The organism is Proteus sp. TJ1640 (genome assembly GCF_003144445.1).
GTDB classification, from domain to species: Bacteria; Pseudomonadota; Gammaproteobacteria; order Enterobacterales; family Enterobacteriaceae; genus Proteus; species Proteus penneri.
In genome coordinates this window covers 165453-185915 of sequence record NZ_PENY01000041.1, presented here as the reverse complement: position 1 = coordinate 185915, position 20463 = coordinate 165453, and the positions used below count along the sequence as shown (strand labels likewise).

At 36.9% G+C, this 20463-nt stretch carries 20 protein-coding genes; 11 read left to right on the top strand and 9 right to left on the bottom strand.

Features of this window, described 5'->3' with window-relative positions; translation table 11 throughout:
• Window positions 1-240: 240 nt before the first annotated feature.
• A complete protein-coding gene (locus tag DK861_RS17285; protein ID WP_006537299.1) occupies window positions 241-1728 on the bottom strand; it encodes an amino acid permease in 1488 nt (495 codons plus the stop codon).
• A gap of 118 nt (window positions 1729-1846) precedes the next feature.
• Window positions 1847-2740, bottom strand: a complete 894-nt coding sequence (locus tag DK861_RS17280) for a LysR family transcriptional regulator (protein WP_109400877.1) — start codon at window positions 2738-2740, stop codon at window positions 1847-1849.
• 184 nt (window positions 2741-2924) lie between these two features.
• Between DK861_RS17280 and DK861_RS17275 the strand changes: the two genes are divergently transcribed.
• On the top strand, window positions 2925-4019 hold the full coding sequence (locus DK861_RS17275; RefSeq protein ID WP_174704106.1) for a YeiH family protein: 1095 nt from the start codon (window positions 2925-2927) through the stop codon (window positions 4017-4019).
• Window positions 4020-4185: 166 nt separating this feature from the next.
• Window positions 4186-5028 (top strand): deoxyribonuclease IV, encoded by an 843-nt coding sequence (gene nfo / locus DK861_RS17270; protein WP_109400875.1) that lies wholly within the window; start codon window positions 4186-4188, stop codon window positions 5026-5028.
• A gap of 46 nt (window positions 5029-5074) precedes the next feature.
• On the opposite strand, the gene fruK is transcribed toward nfo, so the two are convergent.
• On the bottom strand, window positions 5075-6013 hold the full coding sequence (fruK, locus tag DK861_RS17265) for a 1-phosphofructokinase (protein WP_072062738.1): 939 nt from the start codon (window positions 6011-6013) through the stop codon (window positions 5075-5077).
• 188 nt (window positions 6014-6201) lie between these two features.
• Between fruK and DK861_RS17260 the strand changes: the two genes are divergently transcribed.
• The 3 genes from DK861_RS17260 to yeiP all read left to right on the top strand — a co-directional run bounded on the left by DK861_RS17260 (window position 6202) and on the right by yeiP (window position 8859).
• A complete protein-coding gene (locus DK861_RS17260) occupies window positions 6202-6618 on the top strand; it encodes an NUDIX domain-containing protein (RefSeq protein WP_109400874.1) in 417 nt (138 codons plus the stop codon).
• A gap of 286 nt (window positions 6619-6904) precedes the next feature.
• Window positions 6905-8146 (top strand): tryptophan permease, encoded by a 1242-nt coding sequence (gene mtr / locus DK861_RS17255; protein WP_006537307.1) that lies wholly within the window; start codon window positions 6905-6907, stop codon window positions 8144-8146.
• Between the two features lie 140 nt (window positions 8147-8286).
• Window positions 8287-8859 carry an elongation factor P-like protein YeiP gene (gene yeiP / locus DK861_RS17250; RefSeq protein WP_072062741.1) on the top strand — a complete coding sequence of 191 codons (573 nt, stop codon included), beginning with the start codon at window positions 8287-8289 and terminating at the stop codon, window positions 8857-8859.
• A 144-nt stretch (window positions 8860-9003) separates the two neighbouring features.
• Here the strand turns inward: yeiP and DK861_RS17245 are convergent, their stop codons facing one another.
• Both DK861_RS17245 and DK861_RS17240 read right to left on the bottom strand, forming a co-directional pair.
• Window positions 9004-9333 (bottom strand): hypothetical protein, encoded by a 330-nt coding sequence (locus DK861_RS17245; RefSeq protein WP_109400873.1) that lies wholly within the window; start codon window positions 9331-9333, stop codon window positions 9004-9006.
• A gap of 265 nt (window positions 9334-9598) precedes the next feature.
• The gene (locus DK861_RS17240) at window positions 9599-9910 is read right to left on the bottom strand and encodes a hypothetical protein (RefSeq protein WP_109400872.1); all 312 of its coding nucleotides are present in this window, start codon (window positions 9908-9910) and stop codon (window positions 9599-9601) included.
• A 346-nt stretch (window positions 9911-10256) separates the two neighbouring features.
• Between DK861_RS17240 and DK861_RS17235 the strand changes: the two genes are divergently transcribed.
• Both DK861_RS17235 and mepS read left to right on the top strand, forming a co-directional pair.
• Complete coding sequence (locus tag DK861_RS17235) at window positions 10257-10964, top strand: phosphatase PAP2 family protein (protein ID WP_109400871.1); 708 nt, start codon at window positions 10257-10259, stop codon at window positions 10962-10964.
• Between the two features lie 359 nt (window positions 10965-11323).
• A complete protein-coding gene (gene mepS, locus DK861_RS17230) occupies window positions 11324-11938 on the top strand; it encodes a bifunctional murein DD-endopeptidase/murein LD-carboxypeptidase (RefSeq protein WP_006537312.1) in 615 nt (204 codons plus the stop codon).
• A gap of 117 nt (window positions 11939-12055) precedes the next feature.
• Here the strand turns inward: mepS and DK861_RS17225 are convergent, their stop codons facing one another.
• The 3 genes from DK861_RS17225 to rsuA all read right to left on the bottom strand — a co-directional run bounded on the left by DK861_RS17225 (window position 12056) and on the right by rsuA (window position 14851).
• Window positions 12056-12403 carry a YejG family protein gene (locus tag DK861_RS17225; protein ID WP_072062745.1) on the bottom strand — a complete coding sequence of 116 codons (348 nt, stop codon included), beginning with the start codon at window positions 12401-12403 and terminating at the stop codon, window positions 12056-12058.
• A 521-nt stretch (window positions 12404-12924) separates the two neighbouring features.
• Window positions 12925-14109, bottom strand: coding sequence for a Bcr/CflA family multidrug efflux MFS transporter (locus DK861_RS17220; protein ID WP_109400870.1), 1185 nt, complete (start codon window positions 14107-14109; stop codon window positions 12925-12927).
• 37 nt (window positions 14110-14146) lie between these two features.
• On the bottom strand, window positions 14147-14851 hold the full coding sequence (gene rsuA, locus DK861_RS17215) for a 16S rRNA pseudouridine(516) synthase RsuA (protein WP_109400869.1): 705 nt from the start codon (window positions 14849-14851) through the stop codon (window positions 14147-14149).
• A gap of 180 nt (window positions 14852-15031) precedes the next feature.
• Between rsuA and DK861_RS17210 the strand changes: the two genes are divergently transcribed.
• Together DK861_RS17210 and rplY are read left to right on the top strand one after the other, a co-directional pair.
• Entirely contained in the window at window positions 15032-16795 is a 1764-nt protein-coding gene (locus DK861_RS17210) for a DEAD/DEAH box helicase (RefSeq protein WP_072062748.1), read from the top strand.
• Window positions 16796-16939: 144 nt separating this feature from the next.
• Window positions 16940-17224, top strand: coding sequence for a 50S ribosomal protein L25 (gene rplY / locus DK861_RS17205; RefSeq protein WP_006537318.1), 285 nt, complete (start codon window positions 16940-16942; stop codon window positions 17222-17224).
• 83 nt (window positions 17225-17307) lie between these two features.
• Here the strand turns inward: rplY and yejK are convergent, their stop codons facing one another.
• Window positions 17308-18312: a nucleoid-associated protein YejK gene (yejK, locus tag DK861_RS17200; RefSeq protein WP_109400868.1), complete on the bottom strand. Its 1005-nt coding sequence runs from the start codon at window positions 18310-18312 to the stop codon at window positions 17308-17310.
• Between the two features lie 155 nt (window positions 18313-18467).
• On the opposite strand from yejK, the gene DK861_RS17195 reads away from it, so the two are divergent.
• On the top strand, window positions 18468-18695 hold the full coding sequence (locus tag DK861_RS17195) for a YejL family protein (protein WP_004247042.1): 228 nt from the start codon (window positions 18468-18470) through the stop codon (window positions 18693-18695).
• 26 nt (window positions 18696-18721) lie between these two features.
• On the top strand, window positions 18722-20458 hold the full coding sequence (gene yejM / locus DK861_RS17190; RefSeq protein WP_109400867.1) for an LPS biosynthesis-modulating metalloenzyme YejM: 1737 nt from the start codon (window positions 18722-18724) through the stop codon (window positions 20456-20458).
• Window positions 20459-20463 lie beyond the last annotated feature (5 nt).

The window sequence follows — 20463 nt, the reverse complement described above, 5'->3', positions numbered from 1 at the left end:
TTCTTATTAGAACCATTACATTAATCATATAAATTACAACCAATAGCGTCATTATTTTATTTTCAACAAATAAATTACACGCTAACAATAAAGCAAATAATAACTATTATCAATGCGATTGGTAATATAATTAGACTTTTTTGTATCTTTTCTATAATTGACGGGTTAAAAAATAAAAAAACGCCCGTTTTATAGTGATTGTCATCACAAAACGAGCGTTTTAATAACTTGATTTATTGGTTATTTTTTATTCGCAATATGTGTTGGAAATTCCATTTCGTTATAACGAATAAAGCGAGTTTTCTTCACAATCTTATAAGTAAACCAAATCAATAAAAATAATGGGATACCAATATAGGTTGCAATTACACCATACCAATCAATCGTATCTTCTAAGAAAGCTTGGTAATTCTGGCCTAATGTAATAATTAAACACAATATAAAGGCAAAAATAGGACCAATTGGAAAGAAGCCGGAACGATAAGGTAAGTCATTTAAATCACGACCTTGTGCAACATAACCTTTACGGAAACGATAATGACTAATCGCAATACCTAACCAGGCAATAAAGCCCGTCATTCCTGACGTGTTTAATAACCACAAGTAGACAGTTTGGTTTCCATACATTGAGCTTAAGAAACATAGGCCCGCAACAACAGTTGTTGCATAAAGTGCATTACGTGGCACACCATTTTTAGACAATTTACCAAAACATTTTGGTGCTTTGCCTTCTCTTGCTAATGTAAACAGCATACGCGTTGATGCATACATACCTGAGTTACCCGCAGAAAGTACCGCTGTTAAGATAACCGCATTCATGATGGCAGCCGCAGACAATAATCCCGCATTTTTAAAGACTAGCGTGAATGGACTAACGCTAATATCACCTACCTCATTACGCAGTAAACTAGGATCAGTGTAAGGGATAATTAAGCTAATAATTAAAATCGCGAAGATATAAAATAATAAGATACGCCAGAAGACTTTACGCACAGCTTTTGGAATATTTTTAGCTGGATCTTTAGATTCACCCGCTGCAATACCAATTAATTCTGTACCTTGAAATGAGAAACCAACAATCATGGCAACACCAATCATGGCGGCAAATCCCCCCGCAAAAGGTGCATCACCAATTTCCCAATTATGCCAACCTGCGTTTTCGGCACCTTTCATAATGCCAGTGATCATTGCAATACCCACAATAATAAAAATAATTACTGTGGAAACTTTGATTAATGAGAACCAATACTCTGCCTCACCAAATCCTTTTACAGAGATATAGTTGAGCAAGAAAATAACGCCCAGAAATAGAGCACTCCAGATCCACCCATCAACATCAGGGAACCAATAGAGCATCACTAATTGTGCAGCAACAAGGTCAACAGCAATGGTAACTGCCCAGTTATACCAATAATTCCAGCCTAATGCGAAACCAAAACCTTCTTCTACATACTTAGAACCGTATGTTGAGAATGAGCCGGAAACAGGCATAAATGCGGCTAATTCTCCAAGGCTTGTCATTAGAAAATAGACCATTAATCCAATTAAAGCATATGAGAGTAATGCCCCACCTGGCCCTGCTTGAGCAACAGTTGCACCTGATGCGACAAAAAGCCCTGTACCAATTGAACCACCAATAGCGATCATCGCTAAATGTCGCGCTTTTAACTCTCGGCGCAAAGTGCGTACTGCGCCCGAACCAGCAGTACTATTTTGTTGTTCTGACATAACATTCCACTTTTATATTCACTTTTCTGACGAGGATTGTAGCAAATCTGTCGTTCGTGAATAGCAAGGATCTAGGATTATAAGATACCTTCATGATCGAGCGTCCATTATTAGCAATTTATGAAAAATTGCCGATTAAGTGTTCAGCGTTACAATACATCAGCAGTTTTTTCAGTGCATCAGAGACATGTTTTTGACGATGATATACAAGATATAAAGTTCGTTGTAAGGTCAGCCCTTCTACTTTTATCTCTTTTAATGAGCCATTATTAATCTGCTCTTCAATAACTCGGCGAGATAAACAGCTGATCCCCATTTCATACATCACAGCATGTTTAATCGCTTCTGAGTTACCTAATTCCATTTCAATGCGGTAACCCGGTAAAGAAGCAAATAGAAGGTGGTTAAGTACATCTCGCGTTCCCGAACCATTTTCTCGTAAAATCCAAGGTGCTGACTGTAAATCAGTTAAAGTCACTTTTGGAATTTTAGCTAACGGATGTTCGGGTGAGCAAAAAATAACCATTTCATCTAAAAGCCATTTCTGGCTAATCAACTCAGAACTTTGGCAAGCACCTTCAATTAACCCTAAATCAACACGGAATTCGCTCACTAATTTAACGACTTCCTCAGTATTTCCAATGCTCATTTCTAGTGGAATATCAGGATAATTACGATGAAAATTCCCCAGCATTTGAGGCAAAATATAATTACCTATCGTTGTACTTGCAGCAATGCGTAAAGCACCATTTCCTGCTTGGAATAACTGCTCCACTTCAGTTGCTCGTTCAAGTAAAGATAATGCTCTGGGATAAAGTAATCGCCCATGTTCATTTGTGACAAGCCGTTTTCCCACCCTATCAAAAAGCTGTACACCTAGTTGGCTTTCGAGATCAGTTAAAGATGCACTGACAGCAGATTGAGATAAAGCAAGCTGTTGTGATGCTTGCGTTGTAGAACCACTCTTGAGAACTTCAGTAAAGACTTCCAGTTGCCGCAACGTAATTCGCATATCCATTCCACCCTTGAGCCATCATTGTAATAACATACTATCCACAAACCAGTAACATACCAAGTACATTTAAGAAAATACACCGATATTAATTTTACTGGTTATTATTATAAAAATAATGAGTTTAATAAATAAGATTGATTGTTATATGCTTATGCAAAATTCATATAAGCAAGGTTTTTCTATGTCAGAGCAAAGTCAATCTATTACATTGGCGAAAAAATGTTTTACTCCAATCTATCGCTGGCTTCCTGGTTTATTACTAACAGGCGTATTAACTGCGCTTGCTATTTATATTGGTGATATTCCTTGGTTTTCTAGCATGGGGTTAGGCGCATTAACGCTAGCAATCCTATTCGGTATTATTGTAGGTAATACCTTTTATCCTGTTGCAAAACCTTATAGTGAAGAAGGTGTCAAATTTGCTAAACACTATTTATTACGTACAGGTATTATTTTGTACGGTTTTAGACTGACTTTTCAGCAAATTGCAGATGTGGGCGCAACAGGTTTAATTATAGATGCGATTATGCTGGCATCGACTTTTCTTATTGCAATGTGGATTGGTCGAAAATATTTCGGCTTAGATGAACAAACTGTGATTTTAATTGGTGCAGGTAGCAGTATTTGTGGTGCTGCGGCTGTTATGGCAACAGAGCCTGTTGTTAAAGCACAAGCAAGCCAAGTCGCTGTTGCGGTTTCTACTGTTGTGATTTTCGGCACTATTGGTATTTTTCTTTATCCTTGGTTCTATCACTTAAATGCGTTTGCAGGCTGGCTACCATTTACAGAAGAAACCTTTGGCATTTTCTCCGGTTCAACAATTCACGAAGTGGCTCAAGTTGTCGCAGTAGGGCACTCTATTAGCCCTGATGCTGAAAATGCAGCAGTTATTAGTAAAATGATCCGCGTAATGATGCTAGCACCGTTCTTAATTATTCTTTCAACTTATTTAAGTAAAAAGAAAAGTAAGGCAAACAATGGCGCACAAGCTGCTGAAAAAAGCCCTATTACAATTCCTTGGTTTGCTGTCTTCTTTATTTTAATGGCTGGCTTTAACTCTTTGAATTTAATTCCAGCGTCTATTGTTAATTACATTGTGACTATCGATACCATTCTATTAGCAATGGCCATGGTGGCATTAGGTTTAACTACACATATTAGTGCTATCCGACAAGCTGGTGTTAAACCGTTATTGTTAGCGTTATTCTTATTTTTCTGGTTAACCCTTGGTGGTGCGATGATTAATATCTTTATTCAAACTGTGCTAATGTCTTAGTAGGAATATCGATTAAAAATAATCTCCTTTTAAATTTCGCCTTGAGAAGTATTTTTAGATTGCGCAACTATTTTTAGTTGCGCTTTTTTGCTTTTATCATCTCAATATGATGTTATACGCGGTATGTTTGTTATCATGGTGTAAAATAAATCTAAGGAGAGAAATAATGAAATTTGTTGGTGCACATGTCAGTGCTGCTGGTGGCGTCGATCAGGCGGTATTACGCGCACATGAAATAAAAGCGACTGCATTTGCCCTTTTTACTAAGAATCAGCGTCAGTGGAAAACCGCACCATTATCCACAGAAGTCATTGATAAATTTAAAAAGAACTGTGAACTTTATAATTATACTCCTTCTCAAATTTTACCTCATGACAGTTATCTCATTAATTTAGGCCATCCTGAAGAAGATGCTCTCGAAAAATCGAGAGATGCATTTCTAGATGAAATGCAACGTTGTGAACAACTGGGTATCGAGTTACTGAATTTCCATCCAGGAAGTCATTTAAATAAGATTGATGTTGATAAGTGCCTACAAAAAATTGCCCAATCAATTAACATCACTTTAGAAAAAACTAAAAATGTCACTGCCGTGATTGAAAATACCGCAGGGCAAGGAACAAATTTAGGTTATCGTTTTGAACATCTAGCCGCTATTATTGATGGTATAGAAGATAAATCTCGTGTTGGCGTTTGTATTGATACTTGCCACACTTTCGCCGCTGGTTATGATCTAAGAACGATTGAAGATTGCGAAAAAACATTCGCTGAATTTGAAAAGATTGTCGGCTTTCAATACTTAAAAGCGATGCACTTAAATGATGCTAAAAGTGAACTAGCAAGTCGAGTTGACCGTCACCATAGCTTAGGCGAAGGTAATATTGGTAAAGTACCTTTTAGTTATATTATGCAAGATAAACGTTTTGATGGTATTCCGCTGATTTTAGAAACCATTAATCCTGACATTTGGCCTGAAGAAATTGCTTGGTTAAAATCACAACAAGCCTAAATTTGGTATTCTTTGCGGTTTACCTCAAAATAAACCGCAAATAGCATTACTTAATTGCGGTTAACTCAATTTTTGTCATCATCTGAGCAAGTTGACTTCTATCTTTAATTCCAACATCAGGCTGACTGACTGATAACGCAGAAATAGCGGTGGCAAGACGCAATGTATGCTCACTCGTTTGACTCATTAATAAGCCATAGACTAATCCTGCAACCATTGAATCTCCCGCGCCAACAGTGCTTATCACATCACAATATGGTGGTTTTGCCAGCCATGCACCAGATGCATTTACCCATAATGCCCCCCTTTCACCCAGAGAAATAACGACATGTGCAATACCTTTATCTCGCAGTTGATGCGCTGCTTTAATAATATCTGTCATTTCAGTCAGCGAATGCCCAACCCAGGCTTCTAACTCCCTGTGGTTCGGTTTTATTAACCAAGGTGCGGCTTTTAATCCCGCCACTAAAGCATCACGACTACTATCAAAGATAATACAAGGGCACAACTGCCTTAATTTAATCATCCACTGTGTAAAGGCTTCAGGATCAACACCATTCGGTAGGCTGCCGCTAACAACCACCATATCAAAATGCCCCAGCCAATTAAGTGAGTCTGCTACAAAGCGTTGCCAATCTTGTGGTGATACTGTAAACCCTGAAAAATTAAAATCAGTAACCTGCCCTTTTCCTTCAGTCAATTTCACATTAATGCGAGTACGGCCAGATACCAGATAAAAGCGGTTGGCCATCCCATTTTCACTAAAAAAATGCTGAAACTCTTCTTGATTTTCGCGTCCCATAAATCCGCTGACGGTAATATCTATTCCCAAATCACGTAAGACTTTCGCGACATTATTACCTTTACCAGCAGGATTAAGTCCAGCAGTTCGGACTAAATTAACACCACCTACATCAATAGCTGGACAAGCACCAACAAGATCATAAGCAGGGTTTAAGGTGATCGTAGCGACACGGCGCCTCATGCCTTCTCTCCCCAATCATTTTTTATTATGAATATTTTGAGTGATATATATAGCATCAATTAACCTTTTATTCAGTGAAATTGCATCGGTTCTTCTTGACTCTTACTCTTCTCCAAGGACAATAATGCTCATAAAAAATGACTTAGCTATCCGTGATCAATAACTATATAAAAAATAAGGAGCCTATAATGTCAGTCGTGGTCGGTGTTGGCGTGATTATTGTAAATGAAAAAGGTGAAGTGTTATTAGGAAAACGCTGTGGAACACATGCACCTTATTGGTCAATTTTTGGTGGTCATGTCGATCATGGTGAAACTTTTGAACAATGCGCCATTCGCGAAATAAAAGAAGAAATTGGCATTACTATTACATCACCTCAAGTAATAGGTATTAGTAATAATTTAGAAACTTACCAATTAGAAGGTAAACACACGGTTTCTATTTGTATGATTGCACAATACCAAGGCGATGAGCCAAAATTAATGGAGCCAGATAAATGTTCTGAGATCCGCTGGTGTTCACCGAATAATTTGCCTGAACCTCATTTTGAAGCCAGCCGTAATTCGATTACATTATGGAAAAACAAACAGTTTTACCAAGGCTAATTCCCCTCTATCACTTTCATTATTCTGAATATCTTTTGTTCAGAATAATGGTTTCAACGTTTAATCTTGCTTAAAAAACCACTTATTTAACTCTCGATTTCTTTATCATTTCTGATAATCCTTACTCTAATCTATTGATTTATATAATCACCCTCTTCTACTGTATTATTTTTACTCACTTTTTTCTTTTATAAAGCACAATAACCTCTATTTACACTCTGAATACAAACGTGTATTCTTTACACCATCAAGCTAGTACATAGATTCAATTTAATAAGGACATCCTATGTCAGAAGTCACATCAATAACAAAGCGTCCATCCATACTTGGTGGCGCAATGATCATTGCAGGTACCGCTGTCGGTGCTGGCATGTTTTCCATTCCGATTGTGACTTCTGGTGTCTGGTTTACCGGGTCTATTTTTCTATTAATTTATACTTGGTTTTGCCTATTTATGTCTGGATTAATGATCTTAGAAGTGAATCTTCATTATCCTTTAGGCTCAAGCTTTCATACCATTACTAAAGACTTATTAGGAAAAGGCTGGAGTACGATTAATGGGCTATCTATTGCGTTTGTTCTTTATATTTTAACTTACGCTTATATTTCAGCAGGCAGTTCCATTATCGTGCAAAACTTTGCAGAAGTGATCAGCCTACCCCAAGCTATCGCGGGTTTAGTCTTTGCATTAATTGTTGCTTTTTTTGTTTGGTTATCAACACGTGCAGTGGATAGATTAAGCACTATTTTAATTGGCGGTATGGTAATTGCCTTTGTATTAGCCATTGGTGGCCTATTTACGGAAGTGAAAATGCCAGTGCTATTTAACACCAATGAAAGCAATGCAAGCTACTTGCCTTATGCTTTAGCTGCATTACCTTATTTGTTAACCTCATTTGGTTATCACGGCAATATTCCAGGCTTAGTAACGTATTACCGCAAAGATGGCAAAGCCGTTATGAAAAGCTTGTTGACTGGTACACTGATTTCACTGGCAATTTATATTTTATGGCAGTTTGTTGTACAAGGTAATATTCCTCGTGAAGGATTCAAGCAAGTGATTGCTGATGGTGGGAATATTGGTAACTTATTAGCACAAATGCGCTCAACAACCGCCAATGCCACTGTATCAATGTTATTAGACTTGTTCTCTTATATGGCATTAGCAAGTTCATTCTTAGGCGTCTCATTAGGATTATTCGATTACTTAGCAGACTTCTTTAAGTTCTCAAATACAGGAAGTGGCCGATTTAAATCTGCACTAGTGACGTTTATACCACCGACAATTTTAGCCATTATCTTCCCTGATGGTTTCTTATATGCCATTGGATTTGCAGGACTGGCAGCAACTATTTGGGCTGCAATTATTCCAGCCTTAATGGCAAAGGCCAGTCGCCAGCGTCATCAAGAGCAGAGCTTTAAAGCTCCTGGTGGTATGTTTATGATTGGATTTGTTATTTTATTTGGTATCATCAATGCTACCGCACATATTTTAGCAAACTTTAATCTTCTTCCTATCTATCGCTAATCGCTTCACTAAAGCCAGCGTTGCTGGCTTTAGTTTTTCATCAAATCTTATAAAAAATTGCGTGAATAACTTGCCAAGTTTCTGCACTGCGAGTAATTTTGTCGCCATTATCATCAATGTTATTTAATGGAAGGTTTTATATGGCAAAAGCCAATGAAATTAAACGTGGTATGGCTGTTAGTTATAACAACAAGTTATTACTGGTAAAAGATATCGATATCCAAGCACCAAGTGCTCGTGGTGCAAGTACACTGTACAAAATGCGTTTTACTGATATCCGTACAGGCCAGAAAGTAGAAGAGCGATTTAAAGGCGATGATATGATTGATACCATCAGTTTAACGCGTCGCCCTGTTAGCTTTTCTTACATTGATGGTGATGAATATATCTTTATGGACAATGAAGATTACACACCGTATACCTTCAAAAAAGATCAAATTGAAGATGAATTACTGTTTATTCCTGAGGAAGGCTTGGCGGGAATGCAAGTATTAACAATGGATGGTCAAGTTTTAGCATTAGAATTGCCACAAACTGTTGATATGGAAATTGTTGAAACTGTTCCTGGTATTAAAGGTGCTTCTGCAAGTGCTCGTACTAAACCAGCAACCTTGCCAACAGGGCTAGTTATTCAGGTTCCTGAATATCTTTCCACTGGCGATAAAGTTCGCATTCATATTGCTGAACGTCGCTATATGGGCCGAGCAGACTAATCAATAGTCAAAAAACCTACTTATTAGCGTATAACAGCTAATATTACTTTAAATAGGTCAGATAATCGTAAGAAAGCCAATGTGACAAACGATTATTTGACTTGTTTATCTTTTGAACTCTACCTCTGTCTACCCGCAGACGCCTTAAAAATATTGAACGTCTATCACGCCATTCTTTTGGGTATTATCCATCCAACGGATCTCAGCCTTGCCCATATCTTGAGGCAAAATAATAGTTTGTTGGGATTTTTCAAAAGACGCGGGAACAATAGATTGAGTAGATGTAAACACTTTGTTGAGTTTGTAACATTGATATTCAGCTTTATCAAATGTGAAATTCATCTCACATGCAGGATCCACAATCGCACCCCGTAGATAAATCTGCCCTGTTGTTTGCATGGGATCAGATGCCCAAGCCAATGATATCGAACTGGAAACGAGAAGACTGCATACTACGGTCAGATATTTTCTCATAACGACCTCACTTCTTGTTTGCGCTAGCAGGTATGAGGATCACACCTACCCGACATATTTTTATCATAGCAATAAAACATGACATTTATATAGACATAAGAAGAATATTTGATGTCTATCAAATATAAGTGTTCGATATTTATAAATAAGAAATCAACGTTGATTAAACTTAAGTCAAATATTTTTAACTTTAATAACAGTCCTATAAAGGTATTAAATTTTATTTAATTAATAAAATTATTGTTATTATTAGAACTATGGAAAATTAATTATAAACAATGTTCATTATGGCTAAGTTATCATTAATCCATTTAATATCCATAGAACCTTTGTTGTTAATCAATTCAGAGCTAAAATGCTTATTCCTTTCTAACTGATATTGAGATTCTTGCATTTTACTTCCATCCCAACAGCTTGTTTTAAAAATGTTTTTATCTGTATCGATTAGACAATTGCCCTCAACAATTGCACCAACAAAAGTTATTGTTACAGAACCAATGACTTTATTTTCCTTAGCAAAAGTAGGTGTACTAAATAATAAAATCAGACATGTAGCTGCAATATAAATTTTATTCAAAATTAATCTCCTATGATTATTGGGATGTGTGGATTCCACAAGCCAATATGTTATTAAAGTCATAACTAATATCGGCTTGTTACTTTATTTATTTAACTTTCATCTTTAATTTAATAATAGAAAAACATTATGTAATACTCAAATTAAGAGTATTAAAAAAAAATATTCTAAATTTCGGTTAAGTGGGTACAAAAAAATCCAACAGAAATGAAACCAAAGTGTAACAATTGTATGAACAACTAATTGCAAAGATCTATTTTTTTATTTTGGTTATAGTCCTATAATCAAAATTAGACAACTTGTGATCTAGATCACAAAATATACGGAAATTTGTTATTTTATTACTATGAAACTTTCTAATTTTCACCAAAAAGCACTGGCTATCTTTCTACTTAATCTTGCAGGCTTAATTATTTTTTTCTCTTGGTATCTTCCTGCACAACATGGATTTTGGCTATCAACTGATACCCATATTTTTTATTTTTTTAATCAGCACATTTTGCCTGATACTTTTTTTGCTTCTTTTGTGGCTTATACCAATAATAGAAAGTTTGATTTGGTTATTTTGTTGGTGATGGGTGCACTTTATTACAATACTTTTCGTCAAAAAGATTATAAAGGTAAACGCCATCTTATAATTGTAGGATTAGTGATGGTCATCAGCGCTGTACTGATTAATCAAATTGGACAAAATCTTCCAATAGAAAGACCCAGCCCAACACTTTATTTTCAAGATGCACATAGAGTGGGTGTTATAACTGGCATTCCAACAAAAGATGCCTCAGGTGATAGTTTTCCTGGCGATCATGGTTTAATGCTACTTATCTTTTGTAGCTTTATCTTACGTTACCTCTCTTTTCGTTCTTTCGTATGTGCGCTGCTCATCACTGTCATATTTTCATTACCAAGAGTTATGGCCGGTGCACACTGGGCATCAGATATATTAGTCGGTTCTGTTTCTTTAACTTTAATCACAACAAGTTGGTTATTAATTACACCATTATCAGACATTATTGTCAGACAATTAGAAAAACATCTCCCTTTTAAAAAATAAAAGAGAAACATATCTCATTTATTAAAAGAGAATAAGTGTAATATCGCACTTATTCTCTTGGTCATTTTTTGACAATTAAATGATATTATTATGACAAAATGAGATCTATTTTAAGTATTAGCACTTTATTATCTAATGTTTTGTAAATTAAGCCTCTTTTCTCTCGCCATTTAGTTTCTCTTTCTGTACACTTTTCTAGTTTCCTCATTATTTATTGTTTAATGTGGATATTTACGTGCTTTAGAGCACGTTTTTCGCGAAATAAGGTTGCCAGAGTTAAATTACACTATATTCTCTGGTTATTTGGTGAATATTCATGTGCACTTCTGCACGTAAGGATGTAAGGGAAATCTGTCACAATGAGAACAAAACCGTATATGAGAATGCTTAAGCTCATACCGGCGTTCATTGTTGTAGCTACACTATCAGCATGTAGCTCACAGAACGCAAATTCACGCTTAGCGAATTCAAGCACCGCCCCACTAAATACATCATCAAGCACATCTATTTCCCAAGCATCGCAAGATGAATTTGAATCATTGGTGAAGAATCTCGATATAAAATCCAAGATACTTGACCAATATGCAGACTGGAAAGGCGTTGCTTACCGTTTAGGCGGAAATACTAAAAGAGGCATCGATTGTTCTGCCTTTGTACAAAGAACTTTTCTTGACCAATTTGGTGTAGAACTTCCTCGCTCAACCTCAGACCAACAGTTCTCCGGTACTCAGGTTAATAAATCAAAATTACAAGCTGGTGATCTCGTTCTATTCAAAACAGGCCGTACTATGCGCCATGTTGGAATTTATATTGGTAATGATAAATTTGTACATGCATCCACCAGTAACGGCGTAACAGTGTCAGAAATGTCTAATACATACTGGAATAAACGTTTTTATGCTGCAAGACGTGTTATTGACAAAAATGATACAGCACTTGCTGAAAACACCCTTTCGCAAAATGTATTAAGATAATTAATTCCCTTATATCTTATTACAATAAAAAAAGCCTCATTAATGAGGCTTTTTTTATATTCTTGACTATGCGTAAACCGCAAATTAATTCCATTAGTTTTATAACATTAATAGGTATTATAAATAAGAATATGCCGTTGGGAATGGCTCAGCAATAGCGACTCCCGCGTTTTTTAAGCAACATAATGCAGCACATTCATCGTCGCTATGAAGGAAAAGGCAAGGAGCGCCATCCCACTCAATCACAACGCTATCAATATGGAGATTACTCAGATACTGACGCAAATTCTGTATTGCTTCATCCAGTGTCATACCATCATGGCTTAATAATTTTAAGCCAATTAGCGTATTTTGCTTTCCAGCATCATTTTCAGGCAGTATTTCTACTCTTGTACCTGCAAAACCTGCTAGCCACCGATAACTCAGCGGCAGCTTATGAACTACCGAAAGTTGTACATTATCCACAAATCAATCCTGTTTCATCAACACGTTAATTTAATACATCATCAATACGAGTTTGAACTGACTTGCTCACACGCATATTAGAACCTTGTTAATCATATAACATGAATGTTACGGTTATTTTACAAATAAGCAAAGGGACATATCAAACCATTCATTTAGCTTAGTGTGTTTGCAGATATTCATGTCTGCAATACTTGATCTCTTCAATTATTCTTTCATTTATTTAACATTTTATCAACCATATAAAATAATTGTATAAAATATTACGTATTAAAGTAAAACAATCCATCAATTTTTATCACGATGCTTCATATCGACAAAACAACAATAGATGATTATTAAAATAAATTTCACTTAATTTAACAAAAAAACAACATCAAATATTGATTCAAATCAAAAAAACGCACTAATTTGAAACGATTCATGAAATATAATAGAGGAAGATGTGATGTTTTTAGAAAAAATAGAAGAAAGAAAAGATAAACACGCTATAAATTTCTGTTATTTATAGCGTGATGTGCTTATTTATAACGACGAGCAAGCAAAATAAAGCCCATAGCAAACAGTACACAGAATGCCATAGAACTTACCATTGGCCATTCTGATTTAGCTGGTAGCATAGCAATAGCCGTTCCAACTAAAGCCCCCACACCAAAACGCACTGTTCCTGCAAGAGAAGAAACTGTTCCGGCCATATGGGGATAATCATCAAGGATAACGGCCATCGCATTCGATGTGATCATCGCAATCCCTCCCACATACATAGCTACACCCACAACAAGGAAATAGAAATGTAAATTAAGAGCAACCACCAGCAATAAAAAAAGCCCCATACAACATTGAATAGTTAATCCTAGACGTAACATATTCAACGCACCAAATCGACGAACATATCGCCCATTAATGCTTGTCATCAAAATTAAGAAGATGATATTAAAACCAAAATATAATCCAAATTGATCAAATGGAATGCCATGTAATTCGATATAGACAAAAGGACCAGCACTAAGGAATGAAAACATGCCAGCAAAAGAAAAACCTGAAGCCAAAATATAGCAAAGGACACGACGTGTTCTAAACAGACTAATAAATTGGCTAAATGTCACTCTTAAGCTAAAGCGTTGGCGACGCTCTTTGGGTAATGTTTCTGGAATATAAAAAGCAATTAATGCCGATGCAATCACAGCAGCTATCGCGATACTCCAGAAAATAGCATGCCATGAAAACCAATTCATCACCCAAGCGCCTAATAGTGGTGCTAATAATGGCGCGATGGTCATAACAAGCGCAACAAAAGACATACTTCGAGAGAAGTCATCTCTAGAAAACATATCTCTCATCAATGCATTAATCACAACACTTGCCGCAGCAGCAGCAAAACCATGTAAAAAACGCATGCCAATTAGCATATCTATTGATTCAGATAATGCACATGCACTAGAGGCAAAAGCAAAAACAATTACGCCACCCAAAATGACAGGCTTACGCCCCAAACTATCAGCCATAGGACCATAGACTAATTGTCCAATAGCAAAGCCAAAAATATAGATACTTAATGTCATTTGCACTTTGCCACTAGGCACACCAAAATCTTGCGCAATAGTTGGTAAACTTGGCAAATACATATCTATAGCCAATGGCATAAGCATGGAAATAAGTCCCAATATTAAAATGAGACTAAGGTACGACGAACGTTGCTGTTGCACGCAGATAAACTCCCAAAGACGACAGAACAGATAATAATTATTGAGGTAAGTGAATGCTGTTGATCTCTTCTTCTGTTAATGGACGATATTCTCCCTCAGCTAAAGTCTCATCTAATGTGATATCGCCAATACGCTCACGATGTAATGCACTGACATGATTCCCCACTGCTGCAAACATACGTTTCACTTGATGGTATTTGCCTTCACTAATAGTGAGTTTCACTTCTGTTGGTGTAAGAATTTCTAATTTGGCGGGTTTAGTCAGATCTTTTTCACCATTGAGTTGTACACCTTTTTGGAATTGTTCAGCAACACCCTCTCCAATCGGCTCTTCTAATGTAACCAGATAAGTTTTTTCACAATGATGTTTTGGCGCCGTAATACGATGTGACCATTGACCATTATCTGTTAATAAAACAAGCCCTGTTGTATCAATATCTAAACGACCAGCAGCATGTAATTTATGAGCCAACGGTTCATCAATAAAATAGAGAATAGTTGGATTGACAGGATCGTCTGTTGAACATACATAACCAATTGGCTTATTCAACATAAAGTAACGAGGCCCTAAAATTTGAGTTAAAACTTTACCGTCGTAAGCTACTTCTTGCTTTGGTGCAATTTTAGTTGAACCGCTTTTCACCATTTCGCCATCAATTGTTACAAGCCCAGCTCTTAATTCACGAAGGATCAAGCTACGGCTAATACCCAATTGCTGGGATAAAAATTTATCTAATCGCATGAATTTCTCTGAAAAATGGAAGAATACCATCTGATATGAGGCATCTATTAAAAATGAATATTAACAATAAAACAACTAATTAATTTATAAATAAACTATCACGCTCTATACTCCTCCTTATTCGCGCTACCCATAAAAAAATGTTACGCTGACGCTCCGTTTGATTTCTTATGTAGAGTTATGGCTTTTACACTCAGACCTTATCAACTTGATGCTGTTAACGCGACCATCTCTTATTTTCGCCAATACAATACACCTGCGGTAATTGTATTACCTACTGGTGCAGGAAAAAGTTTAGTCATTGCTGAACTTGCTAAAAGAGCGCGCGGACGCGTATTGGTGCTAGCACACGTAAAAGAATTAGTAGAACAGAACCATAGCAAATATGAGGCTTATGGTCTATCTGCGGATATTTTTGCTGCGGGCTTACAACAAAAAGAGAGTAGCGGAAAAGTTGTTTTTGGTAGTGTGCAATCTGTTGCCCGTAATTTATCGCAGTTTAATGATACTTTTTCCCTTCTTATTATTGATGAATGCCATCGCATTAGTTTGTCTGAAGATAGCCAATATCAGCAAGTCATTAAACAATTACAATCCATTAATCCACAATTACGGATCTTAGGATTAACTGCAACACCTTATCGTTTACCTACAGGGTGGATTTATCAATATCATTATCACGGTATGATCAAAGGCAATGAAGACTGCTTTTTCCGTGATTGTATTTATGAATTACCTTTGCGCTATATGATAAGCAATCATTTTCTAGTACCCCCAACTCGATTAGATATGCCTATTTTGCAATATGACTTTAGCCAAGTCCGAACAAGTCAAAATGGAATATTTAATGAAGAAGATCTTAATCGTGAAATAAAAAGACAAAAACGTATTACGCCTCATATTGTTTCACAGATTATTGAATATGCAGAAAGCTGCCGTGGCGTCATGATATTTGCAGCCACCGTTGAACATGCAAAAGAAATTCTTTCTCTTTTGCCTCAAGATGAAGCGGCATTAGTGAGCGCGGATACGCCACCTTATGAACGTGATGATCTTATATCCCGTTTTAAGCAGCAGCAATTACGTTATATGGTCAATGTGGCCGTACTAACAACTGGCTTTGATGCACCTCATGTTGATTTAATCGCTATTTTACGCCCTACTGAGTCTGTAAGTTTATACCAGCAAATTGTAGGGCGAGGATTAAGATTATTTGCAGGAAAAACAGAATGCCTAATTTTAGATTATGCAGGTAATCCTCATGATCTTTATCTACCCGAAGTCGGTACTAAAAAACCCAATCCAAATAGTAAACCTGTACAAGTATTCTGCCCTGTTTGCCAATTTGCTAATACATTTTGGGGAATAGTGGATGCTGATGGCGATATTATTGAACATTATGGTCGACGCTGCCAAGGCTGGGAACTCAATGAACATGGGCAAAAACAGCAGTGTGAATTTCGTTTCCGCTTTAAATTATGCCCCCACTGTAATGAAGAAAATGATATTGCAGCACGTCGTTGTGTACACTGTGATGAAATATTAGTTGATCCTGATGATATGCTTAAAGCCGCATTAAAGCTAAAAGGAGCGCTTGTTTTGCGCTGTGGAGGCATGCAATTTCAATCTGGGAATGATGCTAAAGGAGAATGGTTAGACATCAATTATTACGATGAAGAAGGCACTTCTGTCTCTGAACGTTTTCGACTAACCACTCCAGCACAACGAAAAGTATTCGAATTAAAATTCTTACGTGAACATCAACGCGCACCGGGTGTCCCTTTTGTTTGGCATAATGCCAACGACATTATTAAACAATTTGATTTGTTACGTCACCCCGACTTTATAGTCGCACATAAAGGTAAAAGAGAGCGCTTTTGGAAGATAAGAAATAAGATTTTTGACTATACAGGCCGCTATCGAAAAGCCGATACTTTGTATTAATCTGGATTTATATTTGCTGTTAGTGGACTTTTTCGTTAAAATGCGCCCCGCTTTATCTATTTTTAGATAAACCAAATCTCGAGCTTGTTGCTGGGTCGCCTGTAACAAGTATGTATTTTCTTTCTTTTTCATAAGAGAAAAAAGATGTTAACTATTAATGCAACTGTACGTAAAGAGCAGGGTAAGGGTGCGAGCCGCCGCCTGCGTGTGGCTAACCGTTTTCCTGCTATCGTTTATGGCGGAAATGAAGAGCCAATCGCTATCGATTTAGATCACAACGAAGTAATCAACCAAGAACACAAATCAGAATTCTATTCAGATTTCGTAAACCTGGTTATCGATGGCAAAGAAACTAAAGTTAAAGTTAAAGCAGTGCAACGTCACGAGTATAAGCCAAAAATTACTCATATCGACTTCCTGCGCGCTTAATAAGCCACCCTTCGAGCTTTATTTTTCGGGACGCCGAGCATGTAACGCCACTTGATGTGGCGTTATTTGTTTCTACTGTTTAATTATTTTTCTGATGCTCTACGTTGTAGCTGATCACGTAAATTAGGCGGTGTACCTTTAATTGTGAGCGTATCTGTTGCTGGATCCCAGAATATTCTCTCTCCTAATAATTTCGCATCAAAATTCACTGTTAATCCACCACCACTTCCCGAGTACTTCATCAGCTGACGTAGCGTACTGCGATCTGCTGGGAATGTTTCAGCTAATTCATAGCCTTTCTCTTCAGTAAATTGAGCAAAGTTTTGATCGCCCAAAGAGGGTAATTCTTCAGCAAGCTCTGTTAAGGCAATTTCTTCGCCCGATTGTAATTGCTCATTACAGTAGCTATATACTTGCTCACGACAAGTTTGACGTTCTTGCTTACCCATTTCTGAGGCTTCACAAAAATCGTCAACCGCTTGTAATAAGCCTTTATTTTGAACTTTAGCGTTTAAACCTTCTTGAGCACCTAAAAAGTCCATAAAGAAATCAGAGACTTTACGTCCAACACGACCTTTTAAAAACGTTAAATAACGTAAAGAGTCGGGTGCCGTTTCCCACTCAGTTAAATCGATACGAGCAATAATGTCTGCATGAGGAATATCTAAATAACGTGTTGATGACACATCAAGGCTGTCATTTACCCACATACTGTTACAGCTACTAAGTACAGCAATTAAAAGATAGTCCACCGCTAAATAGCGATAGTGACAAAATAGAACCGTGCCACCTTCAGCAAAAGGGTATTTTGCTAATTCATCTTTTAGTCTCACGGTTGCTGCTCGTGAAAAACCTAAAAAGTTCTCTTCACCTTTACGTTGTAAGCGCAGCGCTTCTGCTAATTCGCTTTCTTCATTAAACAAACCATAAGCTTTACTTTTTGCACTGTATACACGATGTAACTCTTCAATCATCTCTTGAACAACGGGTTCAATTTCTAAGAGTGAATCACGTAGCACAACTTCTAATGTCTGCTCATCTCGCTTGATAAGCTGATGTAAGACTAACTGACTAATATCTAGACTCATGGCCGTCCTCTTCTATTGCGTCTCTTTCTCGTGCGCGTATTCAAACACTCCCTACTTTCAGTATCAAGGGAAAATTAATTAATTTAATAGCGGAAAAAGGCCTAGCAATACGGTAATATATAGCGTTTTATTCATATAGTAGGAATTCAGATTTTATGCCACAAAAATCCCGTTATAGTGATGAACAAGTTGAGCAATTACTTGCAGAACTTGTCAGCGTTCTTGAAAAACATCATACTCCTACAGATCTTTCTTTGATGGTGTTGGGGAACATGGTGACAAACTTAATTAATACAAGTATTGCCCCTGCTCAACGAATGCTGATTGCTGACTCTTTTGTTCACGCATTGCGTGCTTCAATTGATGAAGGCAATATTCACTAATAAACATAGAAAAATTATTTATAGACATGGTAACGAAACCTCAGTCCTATCGTGAAAAAGTTTCCCAAATGATCAGTTGGGGTCACTGGTTTGCGCTATTTAATATTATTCTAAGCTTACTGCTTGGGAGCCGTTACCTGTTTATTTCTGATTGGCCTGCAACTTTTGCTGGTCGTTTTTACGCTATTGTGAGTTGGATGGGACATTTTAGTTTTATTGTCTTTGCTATCTATATACTCATCCTTTTTCCTCTCACCTTTGTCGCGGTCTCCCAACGGCTACTTAGAGTTATTTCCTGTGCTCTTGCCAGTGCAGGTTTAACTATCCTTATTTTTGATATCGCCGTTTACCAGCAATTTCAACTCCATTTGACTCAACTTGTTTGGGATCTTGTGATTAATCCAGATGAAGGTGAAATGGCGCGTGAATGGCAACTTATTTTTATTGGCATTCCCATCATCTTTCTTATTGAAATGCTTTTTGCAACATGGAGTTGGCAAAAATTACGTAGCTTAAATCGCCAACGTTGGGGTAAACCATTAGCTGGTGTCTTTATTACTTGCTTTATATTATCTCACTCAATGTCAATTTGGGCTGATGCTAATTTCTATCGCCCAATCACCATGCAACGTGCCAATTTACCATTATCGTATCCAATGACGGCGCGTAAATTCCTTGAACGTCATGGTTTTATTAATCAATCAGAATATGAGCAACGTGTTATCAGTGAAGGTAATCCAGCAGCGCAAGGTATCACCTATCCTCTTGCTCCATTAATCTATGCCAAGGACACCTATTCTTATAACGTGCTGATAGTTGTCATTGATGGTTTAGGCAACGAAGAAGTGCCCGATTTACCAAGCTTGCAACAATTTTCACAAAATAGTCTTTATTTTTCAAGACATTATTCATCAGGTATTAATAATGACACTGCATTATTTGGCCTATTTTATGGTATTTCACCTTCTTATTTAGACAGTGTATTAAGTAGCAGAAAAAACTCTGCACTTTTCGATGCATTAAGTTATCGAAACTATCAATTAGCAATGTTTTCAACTAATGGTTTCCAAACACCATTGTTTAAACAAGCTGTGCTATCAGATTTCTCTCTCCCAACATCACGCAGTGGTGATAACAGTGCCACCATTGATAGTTGGAATAATTGGTTGATCAAAAACAGCCAAACTAGCCCTTGGTTCTCTTTCTTACAAATTAATGGTCACACCAATAATGCATCTCAACGCGCTACGTTAAATGATCAACTAGAAACAATATTTAAGACATTACAAGAAACCAAAACGCTGGATAATACTGTAGTTGTTGTCACTTCTAGCTATCATCAAGACAACAATAAGGAGCAGGTTAATCAATGGCTGTTAGATAAGACCACTTTTAATTTAAGCCAATCACAAGTGCCATTGATAATACATTGGCCCAATATGACGCCACAAGTTATTGATAGAATGACAAGCCATCAAGATGTTATGACAACCTTGATGCAGCATGTTTTGCATGTCATTAGTCCAGCAGATAACTATTCACAAGGTGAAGATTTATTCGCAAGTACCCGTAATCATCCATGGATTTTTACAGGTGATGACGAGGCATTCGTCGTCTTTTTACAAGATAATACCTTGTTGATAGATAAACATGGTCGGTATGCTTTATTTGATAAATCAGGAAAAGAAATTAGCTCTGCAAAACCTGACTTAAAATTATTACTACAAGTTCTTGCTGAACAAAAACGCTTTATTGAACGCTAGCGCAA

Excerpts from the sequence above, each read along its gene's own strand:
- rsuA (WP_109400869.1), bottom strand. The coding sequence starts at position 14,851 with ATGCGATTAGATAAATTTTTATCCCAGCAATTGGGTATTAGCCGTAGC.
- DK861_RS17260 (WP_109400874.1), top strand. The coding sequence starts at position 6,202 with ATGTCAGTCGTGGTCGGTGTTGGCGTGATTATTGTAAATGAAAAAGGT.
- mtr (WP_006537307.1), top strand. The coding sequence starts at position 6,905 with ATGTCAGAAGTCACATCAATAACAAAGCGTCCATCCATACTTGGTGGC.
- rplY (WP_006537318.1), top strand. The coding sequence starts at position 16,940 with ATGTTAACTATTAATGCAACTGTACGTAAAGAGCAGGGTAAGGGTGCG.
- mepS (WP_006537312.1), top strand. The coding sequence starts at position 11,324 with ATGAGAACAAAACCGTATATGAGAATGCTTAAGCTCATACCGGCGTTC.
- DK861_RS17280 (WP_109400877.1), bottom strand. The coding sequence starts at position 2,740 with ATGCGAATTACGTTGCGGCAACTGGAAGTCTTTACTGAAGTTCTCAAG.
- yeiP (WP_072062741.1), top strand. The coding sequence starts at position 8,287 with ATGGCAAAAGCCAATGAAATTAAACGTGGTATGGCTGTTAGTTATAAC.
- yejM (WP_109400867.1), top strand. The coding sequence starts at position 18,722 with ATGGTAACGAAACCTCAGTCCTATCGTGAAAAAGTTTCCCAAATGATC.
- DK861_RS17210 (WP_072062748.1), top strand. The coding sequence starts at position 15,032 with ATGGCTTTTACACTCAGACCTTATCAACTTGATGCTGTTAACGCGACC.
- fruK (WP_072062738.1), bottom strand. The coding sequence starts at position 6,013 with ATGAGGCGCCGTGTCGCTACGATCACCTTAAACCCTGCTTATGATCTT.
- DK861_RS17235 (WP_109400871.1), top strand. The coding sequence starts at position 10,257 with ATGAAACTTTCTAATTTTCACCAAAAAGCACTGGCTATCTTTCTACTT.
- DK861_RS17195 (WP_004247042.1), top strand. The coding sequence starts at position 18,468 with ATGCCACAAAAATCCCGTTATAGTGATGAACAAGTTGAGCAATTACTT.
- DK861_RS17275 (WP_174704106.1), top strand. The coding sequence starts at position 2,925 with ATGTCAGAGCAAAGTCAATCTATTACATTGGCGAAAAAATGTTTTACT.
- yejK (WP_109400868.1), bottom strand. The coding sequence starts at position 18,312 with ATGAGTCTAGATATTAGTCAGTTAGTCTTACATCAGCTTATCAAGCGA.
- DK861_RS17245 (WP_109400873.1), bottom strand. The coding sequence starts at position 9,333 with ATGAGAAAATATCTGACCGTAGTATGCAGTCTTCTCGTTTCCAGTTCG.
- DK861_RS17285 (WP_006537299.1), bottom strand. The coding sequence starts at position 1,728 with ATGTCAGAACAACAAAATAGTACTGCTGGTTCGGGCGCAGTACGCACT.
- nfo (WP_109400875.1), top strand. The coding sequence starts at position 4,186 with ATGAAATTTGTTGGTGCACATGTCAGTGCTGCTGGTGGCGTCGATCAG.